This is a genomic window from Treponema sp. OMZ 805 (assembly GCF_050937395.1).
Taxonomy (GTDB): domain Bacteria; phylum Spirochaetota; class Spirochaetia; order Treponematales; family Treponemataceae; genus Treponema.
The window spans coordinates 41,036-53,468 of record NZ_JACCLP010000002.1 but is presented as its reverse complement, the minus strand read 5'-3'; the positions used below and the strand labels follow the sequence as shown (position 1 = coordinate 53,468).

Sequence of the window (12,433 nt, the reverse complement as noted above, 5' to 3'; positions counted from 1 at the left end):
ATCACCTTTGCACTGTAATGTGAAAAAGTTGCATAGAAGTATCGTGTAACCTAGTATTCGTCTGCGGTGAGCAGCGTCAGTTCATCGCGCATGGAACGCCAGCTTTCGTAGCGGTCGGGATGGATATGCCCTGCGTCAAGTTCTTCCAAGATGCGGCAGCCGCGCTCGTGAATGTGTGAACAGGAAAGCCCGAAGGCGCACTGTATTGCGGCTGCCTCCATTTCGGGAAAGTAGAAGATGACTTCTTCCGGTTTAATGCCCCACAGCGCAAAGTGCCTGATACCGGGGGTGTCGATGATATTGAACGGCAGCCGGGTTCCGTCGTCAGCGGTAAAGGTCATCGGTAAAAAAACGCCCTGCGTTGTCGTATGGATACCGCGGTCGTACTTAAACGAAATGTCGGCGGTTTTAAGCGCAAGGCTGGGGTCAAGGCTATTCAGTAAGCTCGACTTTCCGACTCCCGACTGTCCGGTAACGGCACAGGTTTTACCCGAAAGGAGGCGTGCGAACGGTTCAAGTCCTTCCCCCGTCTTTGCGGAGACCTCGCATACCTGTATGCCGATGCGCTGCCAATCCCGTATCCGTTCCCGCACCGCTTCCGGAATACCCAAATCGATTTTGTTCACAATGATAAGTGCAGAGATTCCTTCCGCGGCGGCTTGAACCAATGTGCGGTCGGTAAAGCGCGGACGAAAGGGGGGATTGGCAGGGGTGGTAACGCAGAGCAGCAAATCGATGTTTGCCGCTAAGAGCTGCGGACTGCGCGTTTTCTGATTCCAGCGGATAAAACCGTTGCGCCGCGGTACAAGCGCCGTAATTTGTCCTTGGTCGGGGTTGAGGGCGTCATATTCAATATCGACCGTATCGCCGGGCGCTAAGGGGTTGTAATACCCGCGGCTTTCTTTCAGTTTTTTTCCCTTAATGGAACAACGCACTACGTTACCTTCGGGTGTGCGTACGGTAAAAAAATTATTTGCGCCGCTTAATACCAGCCCCTGCATTACAGCGATCCCTGCCAGTCGAGGTCAAACAGTTCACAGTAACCGCGGTAGAGCCGGTCGATGCGCTCGGTGATTTCGCCGGTAACATAGCAGCAGTTGCGGGATGCTTCCCCACCGGACGGCGGAGGCAGCACATCCAATGCATGGGAAACGACGCCGGGCAAGGAATCGACAACCTTTATTTCCGGAGCGGCGCATTCGGCAAAGGTGTCTGCAAGATGCAAAAAGTGAGTGCACGCCAGTACAATCGTGTCGACACCGGCGTCTTTAAATTGCCGGATTGCAGGCGCTACCGCTTTTTGTTTTTCTTCATCGGGAGCGGTAATCAGTCCGTTTTCAATTTTTGCAACCAGTTCCGCATCCGCTCGTCTTTCGATAGTACAATCGGCGGCAAATGATTCAATCAACTTATCAAGATACGGGTCGTTGATTGTCCGCGCCGTGGCGATAATCCCGATACGCTTATTAACGCTTACTTCCGCCGCGACCTTTACCGCCGGTACGGTACCGACAAAGGGAATGGAAAAATGTTTGCGCAGTGCATCGAGGGCGGCGGTTGACATCGTATTGCATACCACGATAACCATTGCGGGATCCAAGCGGTTTATTATTTTTTCCGTAACACCGAGGGCATACTTAATCACTTCCTCACGCGTTTTTTCCCCATAGGGAAAATGTTCCAAATCCGCCACATACGCAGCCGATGCTTGCGGCGCTTTTTTATGAAAATACCGGAAGTACGGCAAGCCTCCTATTCCCGAATCTAAAAAAACATACTTTTTGTGCATTTAATATAATACCTCATAAAATAAATTCATAATGCGAAATTCATAGTTTTACAATTAAGGATTATAAATTATGCATTATTCTTGAGCAAGGTGCATAGAATACAACGGATGCTCCTGTTATAATAAACGCCGTGAAAAATTTTGTTCGGCTCTTTTCGTATTTAAAAGGATTCCGTCTCTTATATCTGCTTGCGCTTATGTTTGCACTGCTTGCTCAGATTGCTGCAGCTCTACAGCCGAGCTTGATTAAAATCGCTAATTAATGATGCGCCTAGCTTGATCTTTGACGATTCACTTTCTGCAGTTGATATGGAAACCGATGCGGCAATCAGAGCCGCGCTCAAAAATGAAAATAAACATAAAACGGTGATCATCATTTCTCACCACATCGCTACGGTCAAAGATGCCGATATCATCATCGTATTGGAAGACGGAAAAATTACCCAGCAGGGCACACACCGCGAGTTGCCGGAACGAGGCGGTTTATACAAGCGAATTTATGATATTCAAAACGGTCAAAACTATTGAGCAGTATCCAGCGTATGATATAAAAAACCGGCAGCTTCACATCGTGTTGAGTAATTAAGAGTGCGATCCCCCCACATCCCGCTGTATAAAAACGGTTCGAGTGTTTTTTTTCCGCCGAGCAGCATGATGAGGCGGTCAAAGCCCATCGCGACGCCCGAACAAGGGGGCATGCGGGCGCACATCCCGCCGAAGTTATCCGGTACGGGATGCGGTACCCGCGCGGTTGCATTTTTGATTGCAGCCTCATCTGCAAATGAACGGTTGATCTCTCCCGCATCCCGCGCTTCGGTATAGCAGTTTGCAAGCTCCACTCCGCGTACATACACTTCCCACCGCTCTTTTGTCTTCCATATAAAACGGCGCCCGTCAGCGGCGGTACGCTGTTCCGTCCGTTCCTGTGCAAGGCAAGGTACCCGCGCGGGGTAGTCCAGCAGCGCAACCGGCACATCGGACGGAAGCTGCGGCTCGATGCAGTGCACCAAGAGCAGTTCGTATAAATCATCCCACGCCCAATCTTCATACTGCGCCCTGCCGCCGAGACCGAGCCGTTCCGCATGGAAAGCAAGCTCCGGCGTTTCCGCTTCTGCGAGGGAAAAACCGGCGAATCGTTTAAAGGCTTCGTCCATGGTCAGCTGCAAAAACGGTTTGGAAAGCACCGCACCCAATTCGGGATCAGCAAGCGGCATCCCCGCAACTGCCTGCGCCATAGTCTGTAGAAAAGCTTCAGTAATCTTGATGGAATCGCGGCAATCCGCTTGCATGGTGTAATATTCCAGCATGGTAAATTCTGGATTATGAATATGCCCGACGGATTCGCAGTTGCGGTAACATTTGGAAAGCTGAAACACCGAGCGGCCGTGCGCGGCGATAACCGGCTTGATGAATACTTCCGGGGAGGGAACAAGAAAGAGCGGGACTGCCGCATCCTCGCCGGTTTTAAAGGGTTTGAGGTACTCCGTGCGGAACACTTCAAGGCAGCTTTCGGGGATGAGCGCCGACGAGAGCGCCGGAGTGTCCAACTCCAGATATCCATGTGTAATAAAAAAATTCCGCGCCGCCTGTAAACAAGCCGCACGGAATTCGATAGCTTCTATGTCCATAATTTTTTCAAGGCAAACGCATCATCTTGCGGAATATTCCCGCAGAATAATTGATGCCTTGCTTCATCCATGCTATTCCCGAATGCTCAAGTGGAGTTCGGCAAGCTGCTTTTCGTCAACCTCGCTGGGGCTTTCATCCATGGGGCTGACGGCGAAGGTGTTTTTGGGGAAGGCGATGACCTCTTTAATCGAACTTTCGCCTGCCATCAGCATTACGATGCGGTCAAGCCCGGGGGCAATCCCTCCGTGGGGCGGCGCGCCGTACTTGAACGCTTCCGTTAAAAAGCCGAACTTCTTTTCCGCATCGGCGGGGTTAAAGCCGACAATGTTGAATATCCGCTTTTGCAGCTCCGGGTTATGGATTCTGATTGAACCGGACGCGACTTCGTATCCGTTGAGTACGAGGTCGTACAGGTCGCCTTTTACTTCGCCGGGGTTTTGCTCCAGCGTGTCAAGGTAGCGTTCCTGCGGCGCAGAGAACATGTGGTGCGCGGGATCCCATTTTTGCTCATCCTCGTTCCATTCAAAGAGCGGAAAGTCGATAACCCACAAAAAGGCGAATACTTTTGGGTCAAGTAGATTCAAATCCTTGCCGAGCTTGCTTCTGACGGCGCCGAGCGCGGTACAGGCGGTTTTATACTTTGCGTCCGCAACAAAGAGGAGAAGGTCGCCGTCTTGCGCGTTCAATTTTTTGCATATTTCAGCTTCCGCTCCGGCGCAGTATTTGGCAATGCCTCCTTCAAAGGCACCGCCTGCAACTTTTGTCCATGCAAGCCCCTTCGCCTTGTATATCTTTGCCGTTGCTTCCAGCTCTTCTATCTTCTTGCGGCTGTAGCTACCCGCCTGTCCCTTCACGGTGAGCGCTTTAACAGCTCCTCCGGCAGCGAGCGCATCTTTAAACACGGCAAAGTCCGTGCATTCCGCCATCCATGCGGCATCCTGCAGCTTCATCTCGAACCGGATATCGGGTTTGTCGGTGCCGTAGAGGTCGATGGCTTCATCATAGCTGATACGCGGGAATGACTGCGCCAAATCCGCGCCGATGGTCTTTTTGAACACCGTGCGAAACATGTCTTCGGTAACGTTGAGGACATCATCGCGGGAGACAAAGCTCATTTCGATATCGATCTGCGTGAACTCAGGCTGACGGTCGCCTCGCGCGTCTTCATCGCGGTAGCAGCGTGCAATCTGAAAGTAGCGGTCAAAACCGGAGACCATCAGTATCTGCTTGTACAGCTGCGGGGACTGAGGCAGCGCATAGAACTTACCCGGATACAGGCGGGACGGCACAAGGTAGTCGCGCGCGCCCTCCGGCGTGGATTTAATAAAGGTCGGCGTTTCAATCTCAAGGAAATTTTTACCGGTCAAGAATTCCCGCACAGCGAACGTAACCTTTGACCGCAGTATCAGGTGATCCTGCATGGTTTGGGAACGCAGGTCGAGGTAGCGGTACTTGAGCCGGAGATCTTCGTTGGCGTTGGTTTTTTCGTCAATCTGGAAGGGCAGCACCGCGCTCTTTGACAGCACCATAATGCGTTGAGCCTTAACTTCGATATGGCCGGTCGTCATGTCCGTATTGACCATGGAATCGGGACGCTCCCGCACCGTACCTTCAACGGCAATACAATATTCCATCTTCAAACCGGCTGCGGTTTCTTTTAGCTCAGTGCTTGCATCGTCATCGACAACCACCTGTGTCAGTCCGTAGCGGTCGCGTAAGTTTATAAAAGAGATACCCCCATGGTCGCGCTTGCGGTGCACCCATCCGTTTAATACTACTGTTTTACCGGCGTCGCTTTTTTGTAATTCTCCGCAGGTAACGGTCCGTTTCATTTCTATCATAATAGAATAAGTATAGTTAAAACGGAGCGTTTATGCAATTCTGAATTTATACACTTTTGCAAAAGGGGGCTGGAATGAGCGCAAAAGATTCTGTATACTGCTCCGATGGATGGGACAAATTCACTGCGACAGATTCAAAAATCATTCAAAAAGACCCTCTATTCTCCTAAAATACCGTTGAGTAGCATCCGGGAGGAATATGATTCTTTTTTTTACTCGCCGTATCTGCCTAACAATACGGATATAACACGAGATACGCTCGATTCGGTACCGGTAGAAATTCTGGAGCCGGAAGTAGCGGCAGCAAACCGTGTTATTCTTTATGCGCACGGTGGCTCATTTGTAAATGGATCATGTAAGGCTTCACGGAACTTTTGCGCGTCGTTTGCTCACGAATGCGCGTGCAAGTTGTTTTTGCCGGAATACCGCCGTGCACCCGAATATCCCTTTCCGGCCGGATTGGAGGATATCTTTATTACCTATCGAGGGATACTGAAAAAATACGCCTTTTCTCCGAAGTCGGTCGTTATTGCCGGAGACGAAGCGGGGGCTGCTTTGGCAACGGCGCTTGTTCATTATTTAAGACAAAAAAAATTACCGCAGCCTGCCGCGCTCGTACTCATTTCTCCATGGCTGGACATTTCATGCTCAAACGAAGAAATACATACGTTACAAAAATCCGATAAATTTTTGCTGAAAGAGTCACTTCTGGCAGTTGCCGGACGCTACACAACAGCTGAGAATTTTCAGAACCCCCTGGTATCTCCGCTGTACGGTTCCTTTACGAACTTTCCGCCGGTTTTTATCCAATGTGGCGGTAAGGAAATACTGTCGGCGGATGCAAAAGCGCTTGCGCAGAAGCTTGAAGCAGCCGGCGGCCAAGTCCGGTTAGATATATGGCCGGAGATGTGGCATTTCTTTCAGGCGATGGACGCACAGGCAAAAGAAGCTCACTTAGCGGTAGAGAAAATGGGACAATGGGTGCAGTCTCTTTTTATTGAGGAAGAACGATAACCATGATGGAATTGGTAGCCCCTGCCGGAAATTTGGAAAAACTACACTACGCGTGGGAATACGGAGCCGATGCCGCTTACATCGGCCTCAAAAATTTTTCTTTGCGGGTAAAAGCCGATAATTTTTTTACCGACGAATACAAAACCATCCATGCGCTCAAAGCGCACTATGCAAAACAAGGTAAACCAAAAAAGCTGCTCTGTGCGCTGAATATTTCTTTTCATAATGAGGACATTAAGGCCTTTTTAGCGGAGGCTGATTATTTTAAGCTCTACCCCATCGATGCCTTTATTGTTCAGGATATCGGAATGGTTTCCGTACTGCGCAAGCATTTTCCCGATGTGCCGATCCACCTCAGCACACAGGCAAACTGCATCAACTATGAAGCGGTGCGAGTATACCGCGACTTGGGATTTAAGCGCGTGGTACTCGGTAGAGAGGCCTCGCTTGCGGATATTGCCGAAATAAAAGCGCATGTACCGGAGATAGAGCTTGAGTGCTTTGTACACGGCGCAATGTGCATTGCGTATTCGGGGCGCTGCCTTATTAGCGCATACCTTACCGGCCGCAGCGCAAATGCCGGAGCCTGCACCCACTCCTGCCGCTGGGACTATTCGCTTGCCGTTGAAGAAAAAGAGCGCCCGGGTGAATACTTTCCCGTAGAAGAGGGCGACGGTTATACGGCGCTTTTTTCGTCTAAAGACCTTTGCATGATAGACTACCTTGCCGACCTGAAAAAAGCAGGCGCCGATGCGCTTAAAATAGAAGGAAGAATGAAAAGCCTCTATTATACCGCGCTTGTTACCCGCGCCTACCGGAAGCGGATCGACGCCTTATTCGGCAAAATCTCTCCTGCGGAAGCGGAGCCCTTTGTGAAAGAGCTATACAATACGGCGCACCGTGCGTTCGGTACCGGCTTTTATTTTTCAAAGGATGATGCAAATAAAACAACCCGCGGGGAATCCAAGTCACCGTATAATATGGCCGGTACCATCGGGAAAGAACTCGGCACCAACCGCTATGAATTCATATCGATGAATAAGATTACCGCAGATATGCCGCTTGAGTACATCGGTCCCGACATCTGCGCAATCGAAGACCGCAATTACACCCTGCTCAACCCCGAAACCGATACTGTCCGCGATTGGGTATGCCACGGACATCCCTGCATTATCGAAACAAACGTCCCGCTGCGCAGCGGTTTTATCGTGCGTACAAAGAGCTGCTAAAATTCGGAAATGATAGAATAGGACATTTTATTCATACGGTCTGTTAGAAACGGTTGACATTTTTTATAATTTTTGTCAGTATAGGTAAACTTTAGGAGGTTTTTAGATGTTATCTAAAAAACATATCGGATACGGAGCGGCAGTATTGCTGTTGCTGACCGTATTTTTCACCGGATGTAAATCGACATCCGCAGCTGCAAAGCTCGAAGCGGGAAACGAACTCTCTGCATGGAAGGGTGAATGGCAATCCTTTAGCGCGATTTCCGGTGCAACTCAGTTAAATGACGCATATAGAATGCAAGCGGAAAAGATGCCGTACTATACCGAAGACGGATTAAAGGCAGCGGTTTCTTCTATGTTTGCAACGCCTTTCGTAAAAATCAAGTTTGACGGTTCCAATACCGTATTGTTTACCGTGATGGACAAAGACGGTAACGAAAAACAAATTCCGTGCGAATATCGTTATACCGGAACGAAGCCCATGCAAGGAATTGAAGGCCACTCATGGTACGCATTTGAGGCGATAAAACCGGTACAGGGCTTAGCGGAAGCACAGTATTTTATTATCGTACCTCCGGGTCGAGATTCCGAAGATGGCTTATTGCACTGGCACGTACGATTCGGCAGCAAAGACATTAAGTCGCTGGTAGAAAGCGATCCGCTCTGGTGGCCGAGCTATGCCGATACGGCTGTTTCGCACGAAACTCTGTTAAACGAAATGACCGGCATGATTAAGGAAATTGCGGAGATGTTACCGAAAGCGTCCCTTATGCCGTATACGGGCAAATGGATCAACACTGCGCTTATCTATGACGATCCTCGTCCTGCCGTTCAGGAAGCATATACAAAGCTCATTAAAGAATTTTCCGGAAAGAAAGACGGCAGCGACTTTACCAAAGAAGAAATCATTATGATGGCAAAGAAAAGCTACGGTACTGCTTCCGACTTTACGCACCTTGAGTTTATTACCGGAAACGATAAGAACGAACTGGTTGTATGGAAGGGCGACACCGAACTTTCGAGAGTTGCTTACAACCGCGACGGCGCTAATAAACTGCGTGCTATGGCAACGGCGTTTGTTGCTTCCGACCGGAAAAAAGCGGGAAAATTCGCCTTTTTATCTATGACGACACCACACGGCAGCCCCGCGCACATGCATGTATGGTACGGAATGAAGCCGAGCGAAATCGAAAAAACGGACGGTGCAAAGCCGACCTGTATTCCGGCTGACAGCTCCGAAGAATTGGTCGCAACTCGCGTACTCAGTACGTGCCGTAAGCTTTTAAAAGAAGCGACAAAATAACGTGAAAAGCGGCTACATCGATAAGAAAAAATAGGAGTATCCCTCCCAAAATAAGTTTTTGAGCGGTCTTATATGTCCCCATAAGGCCGCTCTTTTTTTATTTGAGGGGTTAATACCCGCCGTTTCTTACCGGCACGGATACCCGTGGTTCCAGACAGCAGCGATGTTTTTGCATTTTTACTTTAAACATGGTATACTTTTTTCATCGTGTCGATTCGATCGTTGTGGCAAAACATACAGAAAATTTCCGCCTCCCGTTCTTTATTTGCACTATGCTGTGTTGCTTGTGTCGCGATAGCTGCCGCTGAATACAGGTTCTTTCGCCGTGCAATAAAAAACCGAATGGATACCTGTAAAAACACGCTGATTAAAACGGCTGATACTCTCCATTTAACAATGAGCGAAATACAACGGCTTTCTTATATGCTGATGATCAATACCGACGTACAAGCCTTTGTAATGCAGAATACGATTGTACAAGGTTCTGCCGATATACAAATACTTATCAATGCACAGCGTCAGCTCTCATATATCAAATCGGTGCATCCGGCAATCGATTCGCTGTATCTTTATTCTAAAAAGAGCGACTATTTACTGGAAGCGGACAACGCTTTTTTCGATATAGATGCCATGTATACAGCTCTTTTTGCATTCCAAGATTTAAACAGCAGACAATGGCGGGAACACTATCTACGGCCTGTATATGTCAATGCATGGTTGCCTGAATCTCCGGTGGTTTCTAAAGGAATACGGAGAAAACTTCTTGTATTTGAACAGACCTTTCCTTTGCAAAATACTGCGGCAAATGAGGGAAAGCTCATAATACTTTTAAAAACAAGCTATTTTGAAGGGCTTTTTTCCGCTCTTCCGGCTTCTACCGAAGCCGTCTTTTGGCTTATTGACAGCAAAGGCAGGCCGCTGCTTATCCGCCCTGACGGGGCAGTAAAAGAAACCGAACCCGTACAATCCGAAATACAAACAATGCTATCGGCCATGCCGAAACCGATGCAAACCGAAAGAAGCGAGCCGATAATCGTTATGCAACAGCGTATACGCGGCAAATCTTATTTTCTCTTTGCGCAAGCGATACGGGGTACCGATACTGTCCTTCTTGTAAGCATTCCGCAATTCACATTTGTTCAGCACATATTAACCGGACGTTTTGCCGTGTCTGCCGTATTTATGTTTTGTCTTTTATCTTATATCGGATATACAGCTGTATTATTGCTCCGCTTACCGCGAAAAAGTTCTTCGCAGTCTCCTCTTTGCTCATTTCAGGAATCTCAACCCGAAGCAATCAACAACCCCGACGCAAGCGTCGGGGTATGTTGTTCTCATAAGGTGGTTGCAGTCGGCTTTAATACCCTTTGTTACGACGCAGAGCGTCGGGGTATTAAACCCTCCGCACGAATCAACGACAACGAACATACGGTATCGGCAGATGTATATCAAGGAAAAGATATAACCCTTATAAATCATATTGCCGAATATATAGAACAATCTTATGCAAATCCGCTTTTAAATCTTTCTCAAATGGCGCAGGATTTCGGGATGACGGAAAATTTTCTATACTATTTTTTTCGTACCAGAATGCAAAAAAGTTTTGCTCAATATTTGGAAGATAAACGGCTCGAAAAAGCTCAAGCGCTGATTACGGAAGACACGAAAGCATCGCTTACCGTTTTAGCGGAACGCTGCGGTTATGCAAATACACAAACGTTCCGCCGTGCTTTTAAAAAGCGGTACGGACTTACGCCTTCGGAATTTAAACGCCAAGTATTTACAGCAAATCCTACACAGTGATTATAGGGCTTCTGTAAAAAACTACATTTCCCGCAGAGCATTGAGCGCTTCGGTGTATTCGTCATAGGGGGTGGCACCGTTTTTTCCGATAATCGAATTTTCATGCCCCTTTCCAAGCAAGAGTACCGCATCATTCGGTTGTGCAAGGGAGAAGGCTTTGCGGATGGCAGTAGGCCGGTCAGGAATAATAAACAGCTCCTCGCCGCGCTTCTTGTTAGGACAGCCTGCTGCAATCATTTCCAAAAGCTCGACAGGGTCTTCGCCGCGAGGGTCTTCATCGGTGAGGATAACAATATCGCAGTATTCTCCGGCAATCCGCCCCTGCTCCGGTCGTTTAACGGTATCGCGCTCTCCGCCCGAACCGAATACGGCAATCACACGACCGCCTTTCGCTTTAACACGGTCTCGGACAGACGGCATAATTACTTGGAATGATGACGGCGTATGCGCATAGTCGATAAGCACTTCAAAGTCCTGCCCCGCTTCAACACGGCACATTCTCCCTCTGACCGGCACAAGCCGATTCAGCAAGGATACAAGTGTTTCAAACGGCCCGCCTGTTAAATTATGCACAGCGATAAGGGCAGCAAGGATATTATACACATTAAAAAAGCCGGTTACCGGAGCGACGGCCTCATACACTTCCTTTACACCGTTAAACGCTGTGTGGATTGTAAAGGTTAAACCGGTCTCCCCTTCATGTACGTTATCGGCATATAAGCCGCCTGCAAAATTTGGAATCGAGGCCGAAGGAGTTGCCGTAGCGTCGACATGCTTCTGCAAAGCAAATCCGAACACCGGCTGATGTGTTGCCTGTGCAAAATAGGTGGCAGACGGATCTTCAAGATTGACAATGCCGAAAGCTGCAACCGTTCCGTTTTTTTTCTTATGATCATGGGTATCCAATGCGCGGAATAAGTTCGCTTTATCGTAGCGGTATTGTTCAAAGGTGCCGTGAAATTCCAAATGCTCCTGCGTAACATTCATAAATACGCCCGCATCGAACTGCACCTGCAATAGGCGCGCCGTTCGGGGAGAAAGCCCGTGCGATGACGCTTCCACGACTGCATATTCGCAACCGTTATCCCGCATACGGGCAAGCCGTTCCTGCACGGTAACCGATTCGGGCGTTGTTTGATGCGCCGGATTAGCGACGGATTCATCCCCAAGCGAAAAAGACACGGTTGAAGAAAACCCCGCTTTTTTTCCGGCAAGCCGCAGCAACTGCCAGATAAAGTCGACGGTGCTGGTTTTTCCTTCCGTACCGGTTACTCCGATTGTTACCAAATCTTTTGAAGGCTCGCCAAAAAAAGCAGCTGCAGCGGCGGCCATTGCGGCACGGACATCCGACACTTGAACGTAGCAAATATGCTCTTGGTATAATGGAAGCGTTTTTTCGTGGATAACCGCAACGGCGCCCTTCGCAATAGCTGCATCGACAAACTTTGAACCATCGGTATGCACGCCGGGCAAGGCAAAAAAAGCGGCGCCTGCCTGCACTTCACGCGAATCATACGAAAGCGAATGAACCGTAACATCTGCCCCGTGAACAGCTATCGGCTCTATAGAAAAAAGACATTGAAGAATTGATTTTGTATATTGGTTATTACACATGGGAACCTCTAAAAACCTCAGATTTTTAGAGGTTTGCTTAGATTTGATTGCGGGAAGTATAAACGGCAAGCAGTATTCAGGCAAGAGGAGTAATTCATAAATAATTGAAGACGTCCTATTGAGTAAACAATTTCTACCGTTTTCAATTATCAATACCGTAAAAGTCTGGCGTTATTCGCCGATATTATACAGGGCATCTCTAGAGATCAAA

At 48.6% G+C, this 12,433-nt stretch carries 10 protein-coding genes; 5 read left to right on the top strand and 5 right to left on the bottom strand.

The window, feature by feature from the left end; all coding sequences use genetic code 11:
• Positions 1 to 50: 50 nt before the first annotated feature.
• Together rsgA and murI are read right to left on the bottom strand one after the other, a co-directional pair.
• Complete coding sequence (rsgA, locus tag HGH47_RS02040) at positions 51 to 1,001, bottom strand: ribosome small subunit-dependent GTPase A (protein ID WP_212565506.1); 951 nt, start codon at positions 999 to 1,001, stop codon at positions 51 to 53.
• The gene (gene murI, locus HGH47_RS02035) at positions 1,001 to 1,789 is read right to left on the bottom strand and encodes a glutamate racemase (protein WP_212565507.1); all 789 of its coding nucleotides are present in this window, start codon (positions 1,787 to 1,789) and stop codon (positions 1,001 to 1,003) included. Before murI ends, rsgA begins: the two co-directional genes overlap by 1 nt.
• A 309-nt stretch (positions 1,790 to 2,098) precedes the next feature.
• On the opposite strand from murI, the gene HGH47_RS02030 reads away from it, so the two are divergent.
• The gene (locus HGH47_RS02030; protein ID WP_253675714.1) at positions 2,099 to 2,317 is read left to right on the top strand and encodes a hypothetical protein; all 219 of its coding nucleotides are present in this window, start codon (positions 2,099 to 2,101) and stop codon (positions 2,315 to 2,317) included.
• Here the strand turns inward: HGH47_RS02030 and HGH47_RS02025 are convergent.
• Complete coding sequence (locus HGH47_RS02025; protein ID WP_230974474.1) at positions 2,311 to 3,417, bottom strand: amino acid--tRNA ligase-related protein; 1,107 nt, start codon at positions 3,415 to 3,417, stop codon at positions 2,311 to 2,313. The two genes, HGH47_RS02030 and HGH47_RS02025, sit on opposite strands and share 7 nt — an antisense overlap.
• Positions 3,418 to 3,489: 72 nt before the next feature.
• Entirely contained in the window at positions 3,490 to 5,250 is a 1,761-nt protein-coding gene (gene aspS, locus HGH47_RS02020) for an aspartate--tRNA ligase (RefSeq protein WP_212565508.1), read from the bottom strand.
• A 114-nt stretch (positions 5,251 to 5,364) separates the two neighbouring features.
• Here aspS and HGH47_RS02015 point away from each other — a divergent pair, with 114 nt between their 5' ends.
• The 4 genes from HGH47_RS02015 (at position 5,365) to HGH47_RS02000 (ending at position 10,608) form a co-directional block, all read left to right on the top strand.
• A complete protein-coding gene (locus tag HGH47_RS02015; protein WP_432909984.1) occupies positions 5,365 to 6,273 on the top strand; it encodes an alpha/beta hydrolase in 909 nt (302 codons plus the stop codon).
• Positions 6,274 to 6,278: 5 nt separating this feature from the next.
• Positions 6,279 to 7,502, top strand: coding sequence for a peptidase U32 family protein (locus tag HGH47_RS02010; protein WP_212566619.1), 1,224 nt, complete (start codon positions 6,279 to 6,281; stop codon positions 7,500 to 7,502).
• 106 nt (positions 7,503 to 7,608) lie between these two features.
• On the top strand, positions 7,609 to 8,805 hold the full coding sequence (locus HGH47_RS02005) for a ZinT/AdcA family metal-binding protein (RefSeq protein WP_212565510.1): 1,197 nt from the start codon (positions 7,609 to 7,611) through the stop codon (positions 8,803 to 8,805).
• A gap of 342 nt (positions 8,806 to 9,147) precedes the next feature.
• Complete coding sequence (locus HGH47_RS02000) at positions 9,148 to 10,608, top strand: helix-turn-helix domain-containing protein (RefSeq protein ID WP_432909980.1); 1,461 nt, start codon at positions 9,148 to 9,150, stop codon at positions 10,606 to 10,608.
• Positions 10,609 to 10,629: 21 nt separating this feature from the next.
• Here the strand turns inward: HGH47_RS02000 and HGH47_RS01995 are convergent, their stop codons facing one another.
• Positions 10,630 to 12,222, bottom strand: coding sequence for a UDP-N-acetylmuramoyl-L-alanyl-D-glutamate--2,6-diaminopimelate ligase (locus HGH47_RS01995; RefSeq protein WP_432909977.1), 1,593 nt, complete (start codon positions 12,220 to 12,222; stop codon positions 10,630 to 10,632).
• Between the last annotated feature and the right edge of the window lie 211 nt (positions 12,223 to 12,433).